Below are 20,649 nucleotides of genomic sequence, written 5' to 3' on the forward strand. Positions count from 1 at the left end.
ATGGTCAAGCTCAACAAGATCTATACCCGCACGGGCGACAAGGGCACAACCGGGCTTGCCAGCGGGCCACGGCGGCTGAAGTCGGACCTGCGTGTCGAAGCCTATGGTACGGTGGATGAAACCAATGCCTGCGTTGGCATGGCGCGTCTTCACACCGGCGGCGAAGATAATCCTCATTCGCAAATCGATGCCATGCTGGGCCGTATCCAGAACGATCTTTTCGATCTTGGTGCAGATCTTTCGACGCCGGATGACGGCAAACCGCTCGCCTACGAACCTTTGCGCATCGTCGCATCGCAGGTTTCGCGTGTGGAAGCCGATATTGATCTCCTCAATGCCGATTTGCAGCCGCTCCGCTCGTTTATTCTTCCGGGCGGCTCGGCTGCATCGGCTGCATTGCACCTTGCTCGTACGGTTTCACGCCGGGCCGAGCGCCTGATGGTTGCGCTTGCCCGCGTCGAAGGAGAGATCGTTTCGGCAGAGGCTCTGCAATATATCAACCGCCTTTCCGATTTCCTGTTCGTGGCATCGCGAACCGTCAATGATAATGGTGCGCAGGACATTCTTTGGGTGCCCGGTGCCAACCGCTGATCAGACACCGCGCCTGTTGCCCCAGATCAGCACGTGGAGCTGGGGCAGGACGTGTGCTCCGTACCAGCCATCCGCAATCACCTTTTCCACCAGCCATTCCATCCGCCGCATGATGCCGTCAATATCGACTGCGGCGTCGTGTGCCTCGGGCGGCGGTGGTGTGTGATTGCCCGGCTGGAGATAGACCGGCAGAGCGGGATAGCGGCTGCCCACCTCTTTAGCGAAGGCGTAATCCTCTTCATCGAAGATGACGAATTTCAGCACCGTTCTCGGCGCTCCACCTGCAGCCTCGACACATGTTGCGAACGCATTGAAATCGACGTCCATACCGCTTGAAGGTGGTTTTGGACTCAGTACCAGCGTGTCGAGCTCGGAAAACCAGCCTTGTGCGACCGACCCTTGGGTTTCCAGTGCAAAGCGATAGCCTTCGGTTTTGCCGAGCCTGATCAAGGGGCCTAGCGGTTGAATGGCCGGATTGCCACCCGAAAGTGACACTGTTAGAGGTTGATTTCGGGAAAGTGTCGTCACTTCATCCCAGATCGCTTCCGCGCTCATTGCTTTCCACTCATGGCGAAAACGGCTTTCAACGGCATGGAGGCTGTCGCACCAGACGCAGCGATAATCGCAGCCACCGGTTCGCACGAAAACCGTCGGCTCGCCGATCAACACACCTTCGCCCTGTATCGTCGGGCCGAAAATTTCTGCGATGCGTATCTGTGTCACGGTCTGTACTCGGCCCATGTTTTGGGCGTTTCGCTGACCCGCACAGCGGAAATTTCCGGCCAGTGCTCACGGCACCAATCGAAAAAATGCCGGGCGAGGGCTTCAGCCGTGCTCTGGTTGTGCCCCAGAACATCGTTGAGATGGCGGTGGTCGAAGCAATCATCGATATAGCGCTTGAACGGCGCCAACTCATGATAGTCGCGGACAAAACCGTGCTGGTTCAGATCGGGAGCCGAGAGTTCGACCTCTACGATATAATTGTGGCCGTGCAGCCGGGCGCATTGATGATCTGCGGGCAGACCTGTCAGCTGATGCGATGCGGAAAAGTGAAACTTCTTGGTGATACGAAACATCAGGCGCTCCTCCGTGCAACGGCGTTGCGCCAGAAATCTGCATCTTCATAGAGGGTAGGGTCTTCGATGCCCGCGATATGAAAGGCCTCGCGTCGTTCGACACAGGTGCCGCAACGCCCGCAATGGCGTTCGCCGCCCTTATAGCAGGACCACGTCGCGGCAAAGGGCGTACGGTATTTTGCGCCGTCGATAACGATGTCGGCTTTCGATGCCTGCACATAAGGCGCGAGCAGCTTTATGTTCGCATAACCGTCCAGTGCATGGTTCTGCATCGTCTGGAAAGCATCGATGAAGCCGGGGCGGCAGTCAGGATAGATGAAGTGATCGCCGCCGTGGACAGCAAGGGCTACGGCCTCTGCCTTTTGTGCTGCCGCCACACCGAATGCGATTGCCAGCATGATCGCATTGCGATTCGGGACGACGGTGATCTTCATCGTTTCTTCGGCATAGTGTCCGTCCGGCACATCGACATCGTCGGTGAGCGCAGAGCCGGTCAGGCTGGCGCCGATATCGGTGATGTCGATGACCTGATGGGGAACGCCAAGCCTTTCGGCGCAGGCTTTGGCCGAATCCAGTTCCTTTTTGTGGCGCTGGGCATAGTCGAAGGAGAGGAGGGTAGTAAGTTGGTGTTCGCTTGCTATTCTGTGAGCAAGCGAAACGGAATCGAGTCCGCCGGAGCAGACGACAAGCGTTTTCATAAGTCAGGGTTCCTTGTTTTGACCGGGTAGGCTGCGACCGGATTACGGGGCGTTACCTAAAGCATGGCGTGTGGCTTGTAAACGACATGAAAACAGGAGGCGCCGGGTTGCGCAGTTTCGGAATGACCTCTTGTCAAGATAAATTGATTTTAATCGATATAGCGGCCCAACCCTGATTGACGTGCACGTCAACCGTCTTTAGGTTTCGTGCCGGTTCCCGGCGGATAGGCAGCGCATTTGCGCCATAACCCAAGTTGCGCCGGTGCCGCTTTCATGTCGGATTTTGACATGCAGGTGGGAGTTCACGGCGGCATAGTCCTGCTGCAAGAGTTATTGAAGAGGTAATCGCGGATGAAAGTCCTTGTCGCAGTGAAACGGGTTGTCGATTACAACGTAAAGATCCGTGTAAAGGGAGACGGATCGGGCGTTGAGCTTGCGAACGTCAAGATGTCGATGAATCCGTTCGACGAGATCGCAGTTGAAGAAGCGATCCGACTGAAGGAAGCGGGCAAGGTGACGGAAATCGTTGCGGTTTCAGTTGGCCCGGCTCAGGCACAGGAAACGCTGCGCACAGCGCTCGCCATGGGCGCTGATCGTGCCATTCTGGTCAAGGTTGATGAAGCGGTTGAACCGCTCGGCGTCGCCAAGGTGCTGAAGGGCGTGGTCGATGCGGAAAAGCCGGACCTCGTTTTCCTCGGCAAGCAGGCCATCGACGATGATTCGAACCAGACCGGTCAGATGCTGTCGGCGCTCCTCAACTGGAGCCAGGCGACGTTCGCCTCGAAGGTGGAGCTGGGCGACGGTTCGGCCAAGGTAACGCGTGAAGTTGATGGCGGTCTCCAGACCATCGACGTGAAGCTTCCGGCGATTGTCACGGTCGATCTACGTTTGAACCAGCCACGCTATGCGTCGTTGCCGAACATCATGAAGGCCAAGAAGAAGCCGCTCGACGAAAAGTCGCCCGCTGATTTCGGCGCCGACATTGCGCCGCGTCTCAAGGTCCTGAAGACCGAAGAGCCGGGTGGCCGTAAGGCTGGCGTGAAGGTCAGTTCAGTGTCCGAACTGGTCGAGAAGCTCAAGGCCGACGGCGTACTCTAAAGAAATCGGAAGGGACGAAATAAATGGCTATTCTTCTTATTGCCGAACATGACAATGCAACCCTTTCCGACCAGACGGCGAAGGCGCTGACGGCAGCCGCCCAGATCGGCGGCGACGTGGATGTTCTGGTTGCAGGCACGGGCGCAAAGGCTGCTGCCGATGCCGCGGCCAAGCTGAAGGGCGTGCGCAAGGTTCTGCTTGCTGAAAGCGATGCACTGGAAAACCGTCTGGCCGAGCCAACGGCTGCTCTCATTGTGGAACTGGCAGGCAATTACGACACGATCATTGCTCCGGCAACGACCTCGGCCAAGAACATCCTGCCGCGCGTGGCAGCGCTTCTCGATGTGATGCAGCTTTCGGAAATCATGGAAGTCGTATCGGCTGATACGTTCAAGCGCCCGATCTATGCGGGCAATGCGATCCAGACGGTGCAGTCGACAGACGCCAAGAAGGTCATCACCGTTCGTACGGCTTCGTTCCAGGCAACCGGCGAAGGCGGTTCGGCTGTGGTTGAAAGTGCAACCGTGCCTGCCGATCCGGCGCTGTCGAGCTTCGTCGGCAATGCGCTGTCGGATTCGGATCGTCCGGAACTTACCTCGGCCAAGATCATCATCTCGGGTGGTCGTGCACTCGGCTCTGCCGAAAAGTTTCAGGAAGTGATCCTGCCTGTAGCCGACAAGCTCGGCGCTGCTGTCGGTGCAAGCCGTGCGGCGGTCGATGCAGGCTATGCACCGAATGACTGGCAGGTCGGCCAGACGGGCAAGGTGGTTGCACCGGATCTCTATATCGCCGTGGGTATCTCCGGCGCGATCCAGCATCTGGCTGGTATGAAGGACAGCCGCGTCATCGTCGCCATCAATAAGGACGAAGAAGCGCCGATCTTCCAGGTCGCCGATTACGGCCTCGTCGGCGATCTCTTTACAGTTCTTCCCGAACTGCAAAAAGCGCTTTGATCGATCAGAAAGCGGCGGGCTGGTCCCGCCGTTTTTTATTTTGGAGGACTTCAGGCACGAAACACTGATTTTGCTTTCGCTGAATGAGGGCTGTATCTGTCTTAGGCAGAATTGGTATATTGAAGCATTCCCAGCAAAAGTGCGAAGCGATTTTGCTGGGGGTAATGCGTAAGAACAAAAGTTAGAGCATATGCTCTCGGCCTCGGCTCTGTTGTGGGGCGGCTGAATGAAGGAGTTATAACTGTGGCAATCAAGACGGTAGGGGTGGTCGGCGCAGGACAGATGGGCAGCGGTATTGCTCACGTATGCGCGCTGGCCGGGTTCGATGTGCTTCTTCATGATGCGGCAGCGGACCGGCTGGAAAAGGGCATCGCCACCATCAATGGCAACATGGCGCGTCAGGTTGCTTCAGGAAAATTGCTGGAAGATCAACGCGCTGCAGCGATGAAGCTTATCCGTCCGGCAAATTCCATGGCGGATCTGGCGGGTGTCGATCTGGCTATCGAAGCAGCAACGGAAGACGAAACCGTCAAGCGCAAGATCTTCGCGCAGCTTTGCTCGGCTTTGAACCCGGAAGCGATCCTCGCGACCAACACGTCATCGATCTCTATCACGCGTCTTGCTTCCACGACCGATCGTCCAGAGCGCTTCATCGGCATTCATTTCATGAATCCTGTGCCGGTGATGAAGCTTGTTGAACTGGTGCGCGGGATAGCCACGGATGAGGAAACCTTCCGCAAATCGAATGATTTTGTAACTGCGCTTGGCAAGACGGTAACGGTTGCCGAAGATTTCCCGGCTTTCATCGTCAACCGTATCCTGTTGCCGATGATCAACGAGGCCATCTACACGCTTTATGAAGGCGTTGGCAGTGTCGAAGCTATTGATACGGCGATGAAGCTCGGTGCCAATCACCCGATGGGCCCGCTCCAGCTTGCCGATTTCATCGGCCTGGATACCTGCCTTTCCATCATGCAGGTTTTGCACGACGGACTGGCAGATTCCAAATATCGCCCATGCCCGCTTCTGGTCAAATATGTCGAAGCAGGCTGGCTGGGGCGCAAGGCTGGCCGTGGCTTTTACGATTATCGTGGTGAGCATCCGGTTCCGACGCGCTAAGGCGTACAATGGTTTCGTGGAAAAGGCTGGTTTGAACCGGCCTTTTTCAATTGTGGCAATAATTCGCGGGCTGTGGAAAAGCGCAAACATCCTTACTATTAACTTACCCTTAACCATATGAGTTCAGAGCTTATTCATCTTTGATTGTTAAAGTTTTCATTAAGATGTTCGGAAATGAACAGGGTTTCATGGTCCCGATTAATTGGTGGTCGGGACATGACGGGCATCCATTCCGAATAGCGTGTTTTTGACGAAGGTTAAGACGATGAGCATTCTTGTTCAGCTGCGTGACAGCGTTAATGTCATCCGCGAGTTCGTCGCACCGAGCTACCGGCCCGAGCGTCATTATATGCGCGGACCAGGCCCGGCTTGCGCCGCGCGTACCCATCATTGACATGAGCGCTTGAAGCCTCCGTTTGCGTGGCGAACGGATTGGCATTGTAAAAAGTAAAGCCAGAACGGTTGTCCGCTCTGGCTTTTGTCTTTTGAGAATTTGCGTGTGGGCGGTCTATTCAAGTCCCTCGAACAGTGCCGTCGAAAGATAGCGTTCGGCAAAGGACGGGATGATGATGACGATGTTCTTACCGGCGTTTTCAGGACGCTTGCCGATTTCGACAGCGGCGGCCAGAGCCGCGCCGGATGAAATGCCAACCGGAATGCCTTCGAGCCGGGCGAGCAGGCGTGCGTTGGCAAAGGCATCTTCATTGGAGACCTGAACGACTTCGTCATAGATGCCGGTATCGAGCGTCTTCGGGGCAAAACCTGCGCCGATGCCCTGAATCTTGTGCGGGCCGGGTGTGCCACCGGAAAGCACCGGTGAATCTTTCGGCTCCACCGCGATCACCTTGAAGGATGGCTTGCGTCCCTTGATGACCTGCCCCACGCCGGTGATCGTGCCGCCCGTGCCGATACCGGAGATCAGTATATCGGCTTCGCCATTTGTATCGTTCCAGATTTCTTCCGCTGTCGTCAGGCGATGAATTTCGGGGTTGGCAGGGTTTTCGAACTGCTGCGGGATAATCGCGTTCGGATTGCCTTCTGCGATAGCTTCCGCTTCCGCGATCGCGCCCTTCATACCTTTTGCGCCTTCGGTCAGAACCAGTTCAGCGCCGAGGAGCTTCAGAAGCTTGCGGCGCTCCACCGACATGGTTTCCGGCATGGTGAGGATGAGGCGATAGCCCTTGGCCGCAGCGGCAAAGGCAAGCGCGATGCCGGTATTGCCGGAAGTGGGTTCAACGAAGACCGTCTTGCCCGGTACGGCTTTGCCGTCGCGTTCCAGCGCTTCGATTAGTGCCAGACCGATGCGGTCCTTCACGCTCGCCAGAGGATTGAAGAACTCCAGCTTGGCGAGAAGATTGGCTTCCACACCCTTTTCCTTGGCGAATTTGTCGATCCGTACAAGTGGGGTGTTGCCGATCGTGTCGAGTATGGAATCGTATATGCGACCGCGACCTGCTGTTTTACCGGCTTTCGGTTCGTTCAGGGGCTTGTTCATGGCGTGATCTCCCTTTTGTCGCGCAAAGTTTAGGAGGAAATGACGCAAAAGCATAGTTGGGTACGTGCGCTCGCGGCGTCAAGTTTGGAAGTATATTCTTTATAATTGAATAAATTGGAAATAAATTCCATCATAAATGAGGGGCGACGTATTAGCTTGGAGTAAAGCTCGATTGATCCGCGTCAATGCGTTGTAACGGGGAGGCGCGCATCATCGGGTATCAGGCTGCAGGAGAGCACGAATGTACAAGAACATACTGATCGCAACCGATGGATCTGAACTTGCGGAAAAAGGCGTCGACCAGGGTGTCGCGCTGGCCAAGGAAACGGGTGCCAAGGTTACCTTTGTGTCCGTAACTGAACTTTTGCCATCCTATGGCATCGTGGTCGCTGCAGAATGGGCGTCGAGCCCGGCGGCGTTTCAGGAATATCGCGAGGCCATTACCAAGGCAGCCACGGAAATCCTGTCGAAGGCCAAAGCGAAGGCAACGGAGATTGGCGTCGGCGCTGAAGCCGTGCATGTCGAGAACCAATCACCGGCGCAGGGCATCGTCGAGGCTGCGAATGCCAGGAATGCCGATCTGATCGTCATTGCATCGCATGGACGTCGCGGTGTGAACAAGTTGCTGCTGGGCAGTCAGGCGGCGGAGGTTCTGTCGCTTAGCACTGTGCCGGTACTGGTCATCAAGTAATTGGCAGCTATTTCCAATCTTCCGACATTGCAACGATTTCTCTAACGCGCATGACAACGCAAGAAGATTCCTGAAAACCTCTGTTAAGCTCCTCCCGTCCGTACTCGGACAGGAGGAGTTTTTTTTCAAGGAGGTAATCATGACTGCGCCACGGCCTTCAAAAACCATGCTGGGTAATCATCCGCTTCATCCTGAAACGCAGATGCTTAATTATGGCTACGATCCTGAACTCTCTGAAGGAGCGGTCAAGCCGCCAGTATTTCTGACCTCAACTTTCGTGTTCAAGACGGCCGAAGACGGGCGCGATTTCTTCGATTTTGTTTCCGGTCGCAAGGAACCGCCCGCCGGTGTGGGTGCCGGTCTCGTCTATTCCCGTTTTAATCACCCCAACAGCGAGATCGTTGAAGATCGCCTCGCGGTCTATGAAGGGACCGAGAGTTGCGCGCTGTTTTCTTCGGGCATGTCGGCTATTGCTACGACGCTATTTGCCTTCGCACGTCCCGGTGATGTCATTTTACATTCGCAGCCGCTTTATGGTGGTACGGAAACGCTCCTTGCCAAGACATTTCTCAATTTCGGCGTCGAAGCGGTCGCCTTCGCCGATGGCGTGCACGAAGCCTCGATAGAACAGGCAGCGAATGAGGCTGTTAGCAAGGGGCGCGTCTCGGTAATTTTGATCGAGACGCCCGCCAATCCTACCAACAGCATTGTCGATATTGCAGCCATCCGGCGTGTTGCAGAAAAAATCGAACAAGAGCAGGGACACCGACCGATCATTGCCTGCGACAATACCCTGCTCGGGCCTGTCTATCAAAAACCACTCGATCATGGTGCCGATCTTTCGGTCTATTCGCTGACCAAATATGTCGGCGGACATTCGGATCTGATCGCGGGGGCAGTGTTGGGCGCCAAGGCTGTTGTAAAGCAGGTCAAGGCATTGCGCGGTGCCATCGGCACACAGCTTGATCCGCATTCATGCTGGATGCTTGGGCGCTCGCTTGAAACACTCGGGCTGCGCATGGAACGCGCCAACAGTAACGCTCGGGCAATCGCGGAATTTCTGCGCGACCATCCGAAGGCCGCGAAGTTGCATTATCTCCCATTTGAGGATGAGAATTCGGATGTCGGCGCGCTGTTCAAGCGCCAATGCAGCGGTGCGGGGTCGACTTTTTCCTTCGATATTAAAGGCGGGCAGGCGGCGGCATTCCGCTTCCTGAATGCGCTTCAGATATTGAAGCTTGCGGTCAGTCTTGGCGGCACGGAATCGCTTGCAAGCCATCCTGCTGCTATGACCCATTCGGGCGTTCCCGTCGATGTGCGAGAGCGTATCGGCGTGCTGGACTCGACGATCCGGCTTTCCATCGGCATCGAGCATCCTGACGATCTGATCGCCGATCTGGCGCAGGCACTCGAAACGGCTTGAAAACCTTATGCGACAGAAAGCAGCGACCGGTTGCCGGTGCTTTCTCGAAGAAGGCCCCAATGCTAATTCAGTATGGTCAATTCAAGACATATTGGAGGGATAATGAGGGGCAAATTTATATTAGGCGCCGGGTTGCTTCTGGCGCTCACGGCTTGCACGACCAATCGCATTCCAGAACAGTTCAGAACCGATCATCATATGGGCGAAGCGCGATATTTTCAGTCTCGCTGTCCTCAATATAAGGCGGTTGATGCCGAGCGCGCAGTGTTCGTGTATTGTATGGCAAACAAGGCTTACAACAGGGAGTGTAATCCAGAGCGAACTGCGAAGAGCTTCATCGAGGGCTCGCTGGACGGCTATAAGAGCGCAAAGCTGCGCTATCAGAATGTACCGGATAAGAAGGTCTGCTCCATTGCCGAGAGCAAATATGGCGTGAATGGCAGTGAAATGAAGCAATTGCTGAAGCGCTGAGACGGCCTGCAGCGGAGGTGTGCTGAATGCCTTCGCAGTTTTCCACCATTAATGATTGATAAGAATGGTGCGGGTGGTCGGAATCGAACCGACACTCCTTTCGGAACCGGATTTTGAGTCCGGCGCGTCTACCAGTTCCACCACACCCGCACATTTCTGCCAAAGCAGTTTGATATGGTCCAAAGGGACAGCGGTTGGGATATAACGGCTAAACGAAACGAGGTCAATTGCTCAAAAGCGCAGCTTGTACCGCTCTTCTGAAAGAAAGTTGAAGAGGTAAGAAGTGGCGGCATGTGGTCTACCCAACCGCCCGTCGTCACGGCTGCGTTCAGGTTAAAAAATCCGTTCCTGACAGCGTCAGGCACAACAGATTTCATATGTCCAGAACGGCCTGGAAATAGACTGCCGCTCTTTATCTGCGCAAGTTCGCTTCAACCAGATTCCAGAAGACTAGCAAGGCGATAAAGCCGAGCAGGACGTAATCCAGCGTGCTGACATAGTGAAAATATTCCATGGCGCATCTCCTTTCCCGGGAGGGCGCGATAGCGTTTGAGCCAGACGGAAGCTTATAATTATCCGGGCGTCGGACACTTGTTCAAAGTGCCGGAATGCACCGGTGCGGACCTCCTCTTCCGCCTGTCCATGCGCTCTCCCAAGACAGAGTGTATCACGCTTTGTCAGGAGGCTCAAATCATTGGTTCGGTTGGAATAATCAGCCAAATTTACGCAACAGTGAATGTTCTAATTCGACGTTGCGACGCTGGCTTTCCGGCAATTTGCAAAGCGGTCCAGTGCCTGATCATAGGCCGAGGTTTTTATGCCCATCATACCGATGATCGTGTGGAACAGATTGTCGTGTGAGGAAGGGGCAGCGGCATCCTGCCTTACGCAGGCCGTGTCGAGCTTGGTGGCATAGGCATAGTCCGGCGAGAACCACGCGACGAATGGAATATGCGTCTGTTCGTCAGGAGCAATGAAATAGGGCGCGGCATGCAGATAAAGGCCATCTTCGCCCAACGATTCGCCATGGTCGGACATGTAGATCATGGCAGGCGCAAAACGGTCCTCGCTTGCTTTGAGGACATTGATAATCTCCGACAGGATATGGTCGGTATAGAGGATAGAATTGTCATAAGCGTTGACGATCTGGTCTGTCGTGCAATCGGAAAACTCGCTCGTGCGGCACTCCGGTTTGAACTTTGCAAATTCCGGCGGATAACGGCGATAATAGGATGGTCCGTGACTGCCTGTCATGTGCAGGACAATCGTGGCATTACCATCCACGTTTTTCAGGTGATCGCGAAGCTGATCGACCAGAATCTGGTCAAGACATTCGCCGCCTTCGCAATATTGCGCATTGTTCGAATTTTGCAGGTCAACCGTCGGTATGCGGTCTGAAACGCCTTTGCTGCCTGTATTGTTCTCGTACCAAGTTAGCTGCACGCCAGCATGATTAAGAACATCCATGAGATTTTCCGAACTATGGAATTTGGAGCTCGAATAATCCTCACGGGGAAAGGGTGAGAACATGCACGGCACAGAGACCGAGGTATCGGTGCCGCAGCTTGTCGTGTTCGTGAAGGTGACGATATCCTGCTGCTTGAGCTCGGGATTGGTCTCACGTGGGTAGCCGTAAAGGCTGAAATTCTGGGCGCGTGCCGTTTCGCCCACCACGATAACCGTCAGCAGTTTCTTGCCCGACGCTATCGGCGGCAATGCCTGTTTGGCATCGAGGCCGAGCGGCTGCATCACGATCTGCCTGTCATTCAGGTCACGTACGATATATTGCACCGTGCTCTTGAGCGGTGTGCCGGGCATGAGCCGTTCCATGATGTCGGAGCGGTGTTCGCGATACATTGAGGAGAAGCTGCCGTAATCGGAGCCAATAAGTGCGACTGCGACAGCCAGGCAGACGATGATCGAAACGGTGTTGACCAGAAGCTTTTGCAGTAAAGGCCGGTGCTTCACGCGGACCCAGATGATGAGAAGCGAGGGGACGACGGCGTAAAGCAGCATATGCAGCAGAAAGCCCGTCGTTATCAGATGGCCCGACTCGGCTTTTGTCGTCGTGAGCGTCGCCTCGACCACGTTGCGGTCAATAATGGTGCCAAACGTGTCTGTAAAATAGGACCCGCCCGCGGCGACCCATATTGCGAAAATCAGAACCGGCTTGATGATATATTTCGCCGAGAAGGCCATCAACACGGCGATATGGATGAGAAGGATAGCCGCCGCCCCAACAACCAGCTTTTGCGGGTGGTCGGAAAAATAGGCGATCAACCGTTGCCAGAAAGAAGTATTGGTGAAGGCGAGGAGATAAATCGCGGTCAGGACGCAAAGCGTGCCGCTGGCGACGGTTGGGCGTGGAAATCGCATTCCTGAACCTTCAAAATCTCAAAGTGGCTGTTGGGGATGGAGCTTCGCAGGGCTTCCGCAAAACTGCAATCGCAACTTTCTTGCCGGATAAATCCGGCGCAGAAGATTCAGGACAGTGATTTCTGGGCTTTTTTAAGGTTGCTTAAATTCGACCCTATTTCCTCTCGGTGAAGCTGCGGATGCGGTTGCGCACGATGCGGGCCAGATTGCGTGTCCGTTGATAAAGATGAATCTGCGAGGCAGCCTGACGGACAAGCTTGTCCGTGGACGGATTGAGGCCAATTACCAGCGTTTCGATTGTCTCGCGCTTGTCGAAGAGCCGCGTCATGACCGGATGGTCGGGGACGGCGCAGGAATCTGTGCGGTTGATGTTGGGATCGTTCAGATGGTTCTTCACGACTTCGATCATCAGAAGAACGCCAGGCGACCAGGCGTTCAGGCTTTCGTCATAGGCAGTCTTCCATGTCCAGGCTTCTCCTGAAACCGTAAAGACGATCAAAATGGCGATAACCCGTCCATCCAGTTCCAGCGTATGCACGCGCACGCAGTCGCGTTCAGCAAGATTGTTGACCGCTTCGCGGGCGAAGGCGGCGCGAAACCGGTCGACAGCCATGGCGGTGCCGCGTTTGCCTTTCCAGCCGCTCGCTTCCAGCGTCAGGAAATGTTCGAATGCGTGACGCACTTCGTCAGGCGTGCGGGCAACGCGATAGGCAAGTTCGCCCTTTTCTGCCAGCCTGCGCCACAGACGATTATAGTCCCGGCGATGGTGCGCGCCGATTGCCTCTTTGATATAGGCATCGCCGTCCAGATCGCTTTGGAGAAAGGGACGCTCCTTCTGTTCTATGGCAACCAAAGGCAATTGTCGGCCCACCGCAACCGAACGGATTAGTTTTGCAGCCGGGCCATTGGCGCGCATTTCGGGCAAAACAAGCACATCCGGTAATTTGAGATGCCTGCGCGCCAGAATGTCGAACAAGTCTTCCAGCACGCCGACAGGGTCGTCGTGGTCGATCAATGGAGTGCCTTGCGGCCCGAACGGTGTCGACCAGGCACGGATCACAGGCGTCGAAAGCGGCAGGCCGGGACGCTCGATCGTATAGGGCATGACGAAGCGCAGGCGGCTGCGGATTTCGTTTTCGTCGCGCATGACCATGAAGCGAACTTCGCGATCCTCAAGGCGCGGCATGGCTGGCGCTAGAAACCGTGCATTGAAGAACACGTTCGGCTCGACGGTCCGGTTGCTCAGGTGATCGAGTTCGTCGCGCAGTTCGAAGCCTGCTGCAGCGCCATAGATCGCGAGCTTGCGCGGTATATCGCGGCTATGAAGGCTTTCTTCCAGCTTCTTGATGGCTTCGTGCGCCATACCGCTTTCGGAGAGTTCCGACACGATGTGAGCTGCATTTCCGCCTGCCGATTCTTCAAGCAAAGGTTTCGCGGCCATTACAAAGTCCCCTCCGAGGTCTTGGTACGGTCTCGTGGAATGAGAATGAACATGGTTATGTGCAAGGTGCGTGATACGGCTGCCGAAAGAAGTGCTGCTTCCATCAGCATGGCAATGGCTGTCGAAATGGCGGCGCCCGTCAGGCCGAAGCGCGGTATCAGGACCAGATTGAGAATGACGTTGACAGCAAGGGTTGCCGCATAAAGGAGCGCGCAGATATTCTGCTTTCCCGACATGTTGAGGAGGCTTTCTGCCGGGCCGACGCTGGCGCGCGCGATCACCCCGATAATGAGGATGAACAGAAGCGGATAGCCCGCTGTGAAGGCCGGACCGAAAAGCCGCAGGAGCGGATAGCCGGTGAGTAGAATGACGGCGCCGAGGAACAGGGTCGGCCAGAATGTCCAGCGTACGGAGGCCTTGGCAAAACTTGCAAATTCGGCGCGGTCGCCACTGTGCAGCAGGTCGGAATAACGCTGGGCGACGCTGGCCTTTACTGCGAAATAGACGAAATGGGCGAGCGCCATGATCTTCGTAGCCGCAAAATAGATCGCGACGTGCTCGGGGTCGAGCGCGTGGCCAACCATCAGAACGTCCACATTGATGAGCAGGAAGAAAAAGCCTTCCACGAGGAAAATCGGCAGGGCAACTTTCATCCATTCGCCAAGACGCTCTTCGCGCCCCGCGGCGGGAATATCTTTCTCCACTGAGCGGTCGACAGTCAGAAATTGCCCGGCGGTGGTGAGCCAGGTTGCGGCAATCGATACTGCCAGCGCGATAGTCGCAGTGGAGGGCAATCCTGTTTCATGCGCGATAATCATGAATAGGAGAACCAGAAGCGGGCGGACGATATAGCTTGGCGTCAGCGCCATCATCACCCAGGTGCGAGAGCGCGCAATGCCATCTAGCATGTTGCCGAGCGTGATCATTGGCAGGCAGATGAAGCCGAGGATGAAGGGCACGAGATAATAGCTCGCCACATGGTCCTTGAGCAGAAGCAGCAGCCCTGCACCCAGAAGCGTGATGAGTGTAGCGGCTGTAAAAGCGAAGATACGTCCGGTTCGGATAATGCCGCGCACGAGGCCGAACATATGGCGCTGCACATATTCCGGTACGAAGCGGATGATGGTGGTGTGCAGTCCGAAACAGGCCAGATCGCCGATGATAACCATAGTCAGCCAGACGAGGACGAAGATGCCGTACTCGAATTCACCCATCCAACGCGCCAGAATGACCTGAGACAGAAGAGCTATTGCCGCACTCGCCACGCGCACGGAAAAGGCAATGAGGGACGAGCGCTGCGCGCTTGCCTGCGGTCCGCTATCCGTAAGCACAGCATCCAGCCGCTCCGTCAAGGGACGAAGCCTGGCCGCGATCCTGCCGGGTAGAAACCGGCTCGCCGTTTCAGCCGCCGAAAACCGCACTATTTGCCAACCCTGTCTTTGCGGGCGTCTCAGGACCCGCTTGTTCTGCACCGGATAACCCGGCTTTTCGCGCCTATGCTTTGCTGCCTTTGGCGCGCATGGAAACCTTAGACAGGAGTTCTTTATAAAGAGAAAAAGAAAAAGTCTAATCTGTCGAAGGTCGCAAGACTTCAAGGAATGGTGAGTATTTCCTAAACGGCATCTATATTTGACATATCTAAAATAAAGAAAGGCATATCACTGCCTTCGACATACATCGACATGAGTTGCTTGGTTGAAAAAAACAAACCCCGGCAAATGGCTTGCCGGGGTTTGTTTGATAGAGACGACGATTGAGCCCGTTCACATCACTCGAAAGCGCCGTGGCAGTGCTTGTATTTCTTGCCGGAGCCGCATGGGCACGGTTCGTTGCGGCTGACCTTGCCCCAGGTCCGTGGGTCGGCCGGATCGCGTTCGGCAGCAGGCACGTTGCGCTCGTCGTGCTGATGTTCGGACCATGCCGCTTCATCGAAATCGTTTTCGCCGGTCGTGCCGTCGATGTGACGGCCGGTCATCGGCGGCAACTCCGGTTCAGGCGGTGCTTCGCGAACGATCTCGACGCGCATCAGTTGCGAGATAACCACTTCACGCAGGTTCGCAAGCATCGACTGGAACAGTTCGAAAGCTTCAGTCTTGTACTCATTCAGCGGGTCGCGCTGGGCATAACCGCGGAAACCGACAACCGAGCGCAGATGGTCGAGATTGACCAGATGCTCACGCCAGAGATTGTCCAGCGACTGCATGATGACCGATTTCTCGACATAGGTCATGATCTGCGGGCCGAAGCGTTCAGCCTTTTCGGCAGCCGCCTTGTCGGCGGCTTCCTTGATGCGGTTTTCGAACTCTTCTTCCGCGATACCTTCTTCCTTGGCCCAGTCTTCGACCGGCAGGTCGAGATTGAGCTTGGAGATGATGTCTTCCTTCAGGCCGGCAATATCCCACTTTTCCGCATAGGCATCCTTGGGGATGCGCAACGCGACCATGTCCTCGATGACCTCGTGGCGCATTTCGCCGACGATCTCGGTCAGGTCTTCTTCATCCATCATTTCCAGACGCTGTTCGAAGATCACCTTGCGCTGATCGTTCATCACGTCGTCGTATTTCAGAAGATTCTTGCGGATTTCGAAGTTACGGGCTTCGACCTTCTTCTGGGCCTTCTCAAGCGCCTTGTTGATCCACGGATGGACGATGGCTTCGTCTTCCTTGAGGCCGAGCTTCTGCAGCATGCTGTCCATGCGATCGGAACCGAAGATGCGCATCAGGTCGTCCTGCAGCGACAGGAAAAACTTCGAGCGGCCTGGATCGCCCTGACGGCCCGAACGGCCACGCAGCTGATTGTCGATGCGGCGGCTTTCATGACGTTCGGTGGCGAGAACGTAAAGTCCGCCGGCGGCCAGAGCCTTTTCTTTCAGATGTGCAATATCAGCCTTGATTTCCGCGATCTTGGCATCGCGCTCCGGGCCTTCCGGTACATCGGCGAGTTCCTGACGGACACGCATTTCCAGATTGCCGCCGAGCTGGATGTCGGTACCGCGACCGGCCATGTTGGTGGCGATGGTGACAGTCCCCGGCACACCGGCCTGTGCAATGATATAGGCTTCCTGCTCGTGATAGCGGGCGTTCAGAACCTGGAAGTCCTTGATGCCTTCCTTGCGAAGACGTTCGGCCAATTGTTCCGACTTTTCGATCGAGGTCGTGCCGACGAGGATCGGTTGGCCCTTTTCGTGCGAGGCGCGGATGTCGCGCACGATGGCGCGGTATTTTTCCTCGACGGAGCGATAGACTTCATCGTCTTCATCGATGCGCTTGACCGGCAGATTGGTCGGAATCTCGAGCACTTCAAGGCCGTAAATATTCCCGAATTCTTCCGCTTCCGTTGCGGCCGTACCGGTCATACCCGACAGCTTGTTGTACATGCGGAAGTAGTTCTGGAAGGTGATCGAGGCCAGCGTCTGGTTTTCCGGCTGGATGGTCACATGTTCCTTGGCTTCCAGCGCTTGATGCAGGCCTTCCGAATAACGGCGGCCCGGCATCATGCGGCCGGTAAACTCGTCGATGATGACGATTTCGTCATTGCGGACGATATAGTCCTTGTCGCGCTGGAACAGCTTGTGCGCACGAAGCGCATTGTTCAGGTGGTGAACAACGGCGACATTCTCGATATCGTAGAGGCTTTCACCCTTGAGGTGGCCTGCAGCTTCCAGAAGCTGCTCGACCTTCTCGGTGCCGACTTCGGTGAAGATCGCGGTCTTCTGCTTCTCGTCGATTTCAAAATCTTCCGGCTCAAGGGCTGGAATGAAGGTGTCGATGAGATTGTAGAAGTCCGAGCGGTCTTCCAGCGGGCCGGAAATGATGAGCGGCGTGCGTGCTTCGTCGATGAGGATCGAATCCACTTCGTCGACGATGGCATAATTGTGCGGGCGCTGCACCATCTGGGCGCGCTCATACTTCATATTGTCGCGCAGATAATCGAAGCCGAGCTCGTTGTTGGTGCCGTAGGTGATATCGCAGGCATAGGCAGCGCGACGCTCATCATCGTCGAGACCGTGCTTGATGACGCCGACGGTCAGGCCGAGGAAGTTGTAGAGCTTGCCCATGGTTTCGGCGTCGCGGGTGGCAAGGTAGTCATTAACCGTCACCACGTGCACGCCCTTGCCCTCAAGCGCATTGAGGTAGACCGGCAGGGTTGCCATCAGGGTCTTGCCTTCACCGGTGCGCATTTCGGCGATGCCGCGTTCGTGCAGAACCATGCCGCCGATCAGCTGCACGTCAAACGGGCGCATGCCGAGCACGCGCTTCGCGGCTTCACGTGCCGTGGCGAAAGCGTCTGGCAGAAGAGAGTCGAGCGTCTTGCCGTCAGCCAGCGCCGCGCGAAACTCGGCGGTCTTGGCCTGCAGCTGCTCATCGGTAAGATTTTCGTAATTCTTCTCGATAGCAGTAATTTGATTGGCCCGCTGGCGCAGGGTTTTAACGCGGCGGTCATTGGATGAACCGAATATCTTGCGGGCGAGGCCGCCAAAGCTGACCATCACTGGTCCTTTCCTGTCCGTTCAGCCGGAAGTGCTTCCGGCAATGTCGAATGCTTTATTCACGCGTATTGAAACAATTGCAAGAAAACTGCGCTATGAAAGCTGCCAGATACGGCGCATTTCCGGCGCAATTCCCCCACCGCTTACTGGACGTAAAGCCGAAGGACAGATAAGAGGGGCTTCGGGCGATGTCAACGTTGCTCTAAGGGCTGGAAAACCTTTCCTTTGTTGCAATATTGGAGGTATCCGGGCCAAATTCCGCCGCATTCATCGGGCCGGTAAGCGGTCACGAAGGAGAGAATTCCATATGAAAGCCATTCTGAAAGCCCCTTATCGCAAGGCTCTCGCTGTCGTCGGCATGTCTCTAGCGGCCTCGGTGGCGCTGGCAAGCTACTCAGGCGCCGCATTCGCACAGGATGCTGAAAAGCCTGCTGCCGCACCGGCTGCAGCCCCTGCAGAAAAGGAAGATCCGTCCAAGGTTCTGGCGACCGTCAACGGCAAGGACATCACTGTTGGTGCAGTCGATCAGGCTGCAGGCGATCTTGACCCGCAGTTCTCGCGTCTTCCCGCCGATCAGCGCCGTCTGGCTGCGCTTGCCGCCCTGATCGACATCAAGGCGATGGCTGGTGAAGCGGAAAAGGAAAAGCTCGATCAGTCCCAGGAATTCAAGGATCGTATGGAATTCCTGCGTGAACGCGCTCTCCATAACGAATATTTCAAGGATGCCGTTGTCGACAAGATCAGTGATGCCGATGTGCGCGCGCGCTACGACAAGGAAATCGCAGCCATGCCGCCGCAGGTGGAAGTGCGCGCTCGTCACATCCTCGTGAAGACCAAGGAAGAAGCCGAAGCCATCATCAAGAAGCTTGAAGGCGGCGCCAAGTTCGAGGACCTCGCCAAGGAAAGCTCGACCGACGGCACGGCAGCTAATGGCGGCGATCTCGGTTATTTCGCCGAAGGCCAGATGGTGCCTGAATTCGAAAAGGCCGCCTTTGCGCTCAAGCCGGGTGAATACACCAAGGAGCCGGTTCAGACACAGTTCGGTTTCCACGTGATCCAGCTCGAAGATCGTCGCACCAAGCAGCCACCGGCTTTCGATCAGGTTAAGGATCAGATCCGTTCGATCATCATGCGCGAGCGTTATGTCGAAACCGTCAAGAAGCTGCGTGACGGCATGAAGATCGACTACAAGGACCCGGCTGTCGAGAAAGCCATGAAGGATGCCGCAGCAGCCCAGGAAGGCGCGGACAAGGAAGACGCGCCGGAAGAGGCTGCTCCGCAGCAGTAAAAACTGGCGTTAAATATCAACGCCCCGGCTTGCCGGGGCGTTTTTTATTTCGATCTCGCGTTTCCCGCTTGATTTTGGCCTGCAAACCTTTCCAATGCGCGCGTCATATTTTGAATCCGAAATTTGCGTGGCGCCGTTTGCTGGGTATTACGATTTTCGGGTTTTCTACGAAACCGCATTCCATCGAGGCACATATGTCCGCGTCTGTTTCTCCGCTCGCTCCCAAACACTACCCCACAATGCCGGTCGTTCATGGCGTACGCATTGCCACCGCTGCTGCCGGGATCAAGTATAAGGGGCGAACGGATGTGATGTTGATGGTCTTCGACCGACCGGCAGAAGCCGCAGGGGTCTTTACTCGTTCGCTCTGCCCATCGGCGCCGGTCGATTTCTGCCGACGCAATCTCGTGCACGGAAAGGCCCGCGCGGTCGTCGTCAATTCCGGCAACGCCAATGCCTTTACCGGCGTCAAGGGTCGTGAAGCGACGGAAGCAACGGCTGAAGCTGCCGCCAAGGCGGTCGGGTGCGCCACAACAGATGTCTTTCTGGCGTCAACGGGCGTGATTGGCGAACCGCTCGATGCAAGCAAATTCGCGCATCTGCTTGGCGACATGAACAAGGATGCGGTCGAGGATTTCTGGACCGAAGCCGCCAAGGCGATCATGACCACGGATACCTATCCGAAGGTTGCGACCGAAACGGTGCTGCTCGGTCAGGTGCCGGTCACGATCAACGGTATCGCCAAGGGGGCGGGCATGATCGCCCCGGATATGGCGACGATGCTTTCCTTCGTCGTCACTGATGCACCGATCAAGGCTGACGTGTTGCAGAGCCTGCTCTCCAAGGGCGTTGGCTCGACCTTCAATGCTGTGACAGTGGATAGTGACACATCCACGTCGGACACGCTGATGTTGTTCGCCACCGGTGCGGCGGCAGAACGCGGCGCACCTGAGATCACCGATCCCGCAGACAAGCGCCTTGGTGAATTCAAGAAGGCGCTGGGCCGCCTCCTGAAGTCGCTGGCGCTGCAGGTCGTGCGCGACGGTGAGGGCGCACGCAAGATGGTGGAAGTGGAAGTGACGGGCGCAAAGTCTGCAGCTTCTGCCAAGAAAATTGCGCTTTCCATCGCCAATTCGCCGCTGGTCAAGACGGCTGTCGCTGGCGAAGACGCCAATTGGGGCCGCGTGGTCATGGCTGTCGGCAAGGCTGGCGAACCCGCCGATCGTGACCTGCTTGCGATTTGGTTCGGCGATATTCGCGTTGCGCATCAGGGCGAGCGTGATCCGGCCTATTCGGAAGCAGCGACGTCCGCCTATATGCAGGGCGAGGATATTCATATTCGCGTCGATCTGGGGATAGGCAAGGGCAAGGCAACCGTCTGGACCTGCGACCTCACCAAGGAATATGTTGCCATCAACGGCGATTACAGAAGTTGATCGA

The 20,649-nt window shown here is 56.1% G+C and carries 18 protein-coding genes and 1 tRNA gene; 10 read left to right on the forward strand and 9 right to left on the reverse strand.

The window, feature by feature from the left end; translation table 11 throughout:
* A complete protein-coding gene (locus HWX93_RS04275) occupies positions 1-591 on the forward strand; it encodes a cob(I)yrinic acid a,c-diamide adenosyltransferase (protein WP_176036598.1) in 591 nt (196 codons plus the stop codon).
* Here the strand turns inward: HWX93_RS04275 and queE are convergent, their stop codons facing one another.
* The 3 genes from queE to queC are packed head-to-tail and all read right to left on the reverse strand — an operon-like array spanning position 592 to position 2,365.
* The gene (gene queE / locus HWX93_RS04280; protein WP_176036599.1) at positions 592-1,332 is read right to left on the reverse strand and encodes a 7-carboxy-7-deazaguanine synthase QueE; all 741 of its coding nucleotides are present in this window, start codon (positions 1,330-1,332) and stop codon (positions 592-594) included.
* Positions 1,311-1,667: a 6-carboxytetrahydropterin synthase QueD gene (gene queD, locus HWX93_RS04285; protein ID WP_176036600.1), complete on the reverse strand. Its 357-nt coding sequence runs from the start codon at positions 1,665-1,667 to the stop codon at positions 1,311-1,313. The genes queE and queD overlap by 22 nt, the downstream gene beginning before the upstream one ends.
* A complete protein-coding gene (gene queC, locus HWX93_RS04290) occupies positions 1,667-2,365 on the reverse strand; it encodes a 7-cyano-7-deazaguanine synthase QueC (protein WP_176036601.1) in 699 nt (232 codons plus the stop codon). The genes queD and queC overlap by 1 nt, the downstream gene beginning before the upstream one ends.
* Before the next feature lie 351 nt (positions 2,366-2,716).
* Here queC and HWX93_RS04295 point away from each other — a divergent pair, with 351 nt between their 5' ends.
* The 4 genes from HWX93_RS04295 to HWX93_RS23145 all read left to right on the forward strand — a co-directional run bounded on the left by HWX93_RS04295 (position 2,717) and on the right by HWX93_RS23145 (position 5,929).
* Positions 2,717-3,463 (forward strand): electron transfer flavoprotein subunit beta/FixA family protein, encoded by a 747-nt coding sequence (locus HWX93_RS04295; RefSeq protein WP_176036602.1) that lies wholly within the window; start codon positions 2,717-2,719, stop codon positions 3,461-3,463.
* Between the two features lie 23 nt (positions 3,464-3,486).
* Positions 3,487-4,416: an electron transfer flavoprotein subunit alpha/FixB family protein gene (locus HWX93_RS04300; protein WP_176036603.1), complete on the forward strand. Its 930-nt coding sequence runs from the start codon at positions 3,487-3,489 to the stop codon at positions 4,414-4,416.
* Positions 4,417-4,659: 243 nt separating this feature from the next.
* Positions 4,660-5,535: a 3-hydroxybutyryl-CoA dehydrogenase gene (locus HWX93_RS04305; protein ID WP_061344472.1), complete on the forward strand. Its 876-nt coding sequence runs from the start codon at positions 4,660-4,662 to the stop codon at positions 5,533-5,535.
* A gap of 265 nt (positions 5,536-5,800) precedes the next feature.
* Complete coding sequence (locus HWX93_RS23145) at positions 5,801-5,929, forward strand: hypothetical protein (protein ID WP_255362115.1); 129 nt, start codon at positions 5,801-5,803, stop codon at positions 5,927-5,929.
* Between the two features lie 114 nt (positions 5,930-6,043).
* Here HWX93_RS23145 and cysK read toward each other — a convergent pair whose 3' ends face one another.
* On the reverse strand, positions 6,044-7,030 hold the full coding sequence (gene cysK, locus HWX93_RS04310) for a cysteine synthase A (protein ID WP_109988555.1): 987 nt from the start codon (positions 7,028-7,030) through the stop codon (positions 6,044-6,046).
* 241 nt (positions 7,031-7,271) lie between these two features.
* Between cysK and HWX93_RS04315 the strand changes: the two genes are divergently transcribed.
* The 3 genes from HWX93_RS04315 (at position 7,272) to HWX93_RS04325 (ending at position 9,615) form a co-directional block, all read left to right on the forward strand.
* The gene (locus tag HWX93_RS04315) at positions 7,272-7,721 is read left to right on the forward strand and encodes a universal stress protein (RefSeq protein ID WP_109988554.1); all 450 of its coding nucleotides are present in this window, start codon (positions 7,272-7,274) and stop codon (positions 7,719-7,721) included.
* Between the two features lie 139 nt (positions 7,722-7,860).
* Positions 7,861-9,144 carry a cystathionine gamma-synthase family protein gene (locus HWX93_RS04320; RefSeq protein ID WP_109988553.1) on the forward strand — a complete coding sequence of 428 codons (1,284 nt, stop codon included), beginning with the start codon at positions 7,861-7,863 and terminating at the stop codon, positions 9,142-9,144.
* 102 nt (positions 9,145-9,246) lie between these two features.
* Positions 9,247-9,615 carry a hypothetical protein gene (locus HWX93_RS04325; protein WP_109988552.1) on the forward strand — a complete coding sequence of 123 codons (369 nt, stop codon included), beginning with the start codon at positions 9,247-9,249 and terminating at the stop codon, positions 9,613-9,615.
* A 65-nt stretch (positions 9,616-9,680) separates the two neighbouring features.
* Here HWX93_RS04325 and HWX93_RS04330 read toward each other — a convergent pair.
* From HWX93_RS04330 to secA, 5 genes are all read right to left on the reverse strand, one after another.
* Positions 9,681-9,765, reverse strand: a tRNA-Leu gene (locus HWX93_RS04330).
* 591 nt (positions 9,766-10,356) lie between these two features.
* Positions 10,357-11,991, reverse strand: a complete 1,635-nt coding sequence (locus HWX93_RS04335) for a phosphoethanolamine transferase (protein ID WP_176036604.1) — start codon at positions 11,989-11,991, stop codon at positions 10,357-10,359.
* Between the two features lie 154 nt (positions 11,992-12,145).
* Positions 12,146-13,432 (reverse strand): type IV secretion system effector crotonyl transferase BspF, encoded by a 1,287-nt coding sequence (gene bspF / locus HWX93_RS04340; RefSeq protein ID WP_176036605.1) that lies wholly within the window; start codon positions 13,430-13,432, stop codon positions 12,146-12,148.
* Entirely contained in the window at positions 13,432-14,853 is a 1,422-nt protein-coding gene (locus HWX93_RS04345) for a lipopolysaccharide biosynthesis protein (RefSeq protein WP_176036606.1), read from the reverse strand. Before HWX93_RS04345 ends, bspF begins: the two co-directional genes overlap by 1 nt.
* Positions 14,854-15,200: 347 nt before the next feature.
* Positions 15,201-17,921, reverse strand: a complete 2,721-nt coding sequence (gene secA / locus HWX93_RS04350) for a preprotein translocase subunit SecA (protein WP_176036632.1) — start codon at positions 17,919-17,921, stop codon at positions 15,201-15,203.
* Between the two features lie 307 nt (positions 17,922-18,228).
* Between secA and HWX93_RS04355 the strand changes: the two genes are divergently transcribed.
* Positions 18,229-19,209, forward strand: coding sequence for a peptidylprolyl isomerase (locus HWX93_RS04355; RefSeq protein WP_109988548.1), 981 nt, complete (start codon positions 18,229-18,231; stop codon positions 19,207-19,209).
* 194 nt (positions 19,210-19,403) lie between these two features.
* Positions 19,404-20,645, forward strand: coding sequence for a bifunctional glutamate N-acetyltransferase/amino-acid acetyltransferase ArgJ (argJ, locus tag HWX93_RS04360; protein ID WP_176036607.1), 1,242 nt, complete (start codon positions 19,404-19,406; stop codon positions 20,643-20,645).
* The last annotated feature ends 4 nt before the right edge of the window (positions 20,646-20,649 follow it).

The organism is Brucella tritici (assembly GCF_902825325.1).
Taxonomy (GTDB): Bacteria; Pseudomonadota; Alphaproteobacteria; order Rhizobiales; family Rhizobiaceae; genus Brucella.

Bases quoted from the DNA above. Each gene is read 5' to 3' on its own strand.
- HWX93_RS04275 (WP_176036598.1), top strand. From the start codon at position 1: ATGGTCAAGCTCAACAAGATCTATACCCGCACGGGCGACAAGGGCACA.
- queE (WP_176036599.1), bottom strand. From the start codon at position 1,332: ATGGGCCGAGTACAGACCGTGACACAGATACGCATCGCAGAAATTTTC.
- queD (WP_176036600.1), bottom strand. From the start codon at position 1,667: ATGTTTCGTATCACCAAGAAGTTTCACTTTTCCGCATCGCATCAGCTG.
- queC (WP_176036601.1), bottom strand. From the start codon at position 2,365: ATGAAAACGCTTGTCGTCTGCTCCGGCGGACTCGATTCCGTTTCGCTT.
- HWX93_RS04295 (WP_176036602.1), top strand. From the start codon at position 2,717: ATGAAAGTCCTTGTCGCAGTGAAACGGGTTGTCGATTACAACGTAAAG.
- HWX93_RS04300 (WP_176036603.1), top strand. From the start codon at position 3,487: ATGGCTATTCTTCTTATTGCCGAACATGACAATGCAACCCTTTCCGAC.
- HWX93_RS23145 (WP_255362115.1), top strand. From the start codon at position 5,801: ATGAGCATTCTTGTTCAGCTGCGTGACAGCGTTAATGTCATCCGCGAG.
- cysK (WP_109988555.1), bottom strand. From the start codon at position 7,030: ATGAACAAGCCCCTGAACGAACCGAAAGCCGGTAAAACAGCAGGTCGC.
- HWX93_RS04315 (WP_109988554.1), top strand. From the start codon at position 7,272: ATGTACAAGAACATACTGATCGCAACCGATGGATCTGAACTTGCGGAA.
- HWX93_RS04320 (WP_109988553.1), top strand. From the start codon at position 7,861: ATGACTGCGCCACGGCCTTCAAAAACCATGCTGGGTAATCATCCGCTT.
- HWX93_RS04325 (WP_109988552.1), top strand. From the start codon at position 9,247: ATGAGGGGCAAATTTATATTAGGCGCCGGGTTGCTTCTGGCGCTCACG.
- HWX93_RS04335 (WP_176036604.1), bottom strand. From the start codon at position 11,991: ATGCGATTTCCACGCCCAACCGTCGCCAGCGGCACGCTTTGCGTCCTG.
- bspF (WP_176036605.1), bottom strand. From the start codon at position 13,432: ATGGCCGCGAAACCTTTGCTTGAAGAATCGGCAGGCGGAAATGCAGCT.
- secA (WP_176036632.1), bottom strand. From the start codon at position 17,921: ATGGTCAGCTTTGGCGGCCTCGCCCGCAAGATATTCGGTTCATCCAAT.
- HWX93_RS04355 (WP_109988548.1), top strand. From the start codon at position 18,229: ATGAAAGCCATTCTGAAAGCCCCTTATCGCAAGGCTCTCGCTGTCGTC.
- argJ (WP_176036607.1), top strand. From the start codon at position 19,404: ATGTCCGCGTCTGTTTCTCCGCTCGCTCCCAAACACTACCCCACAATG.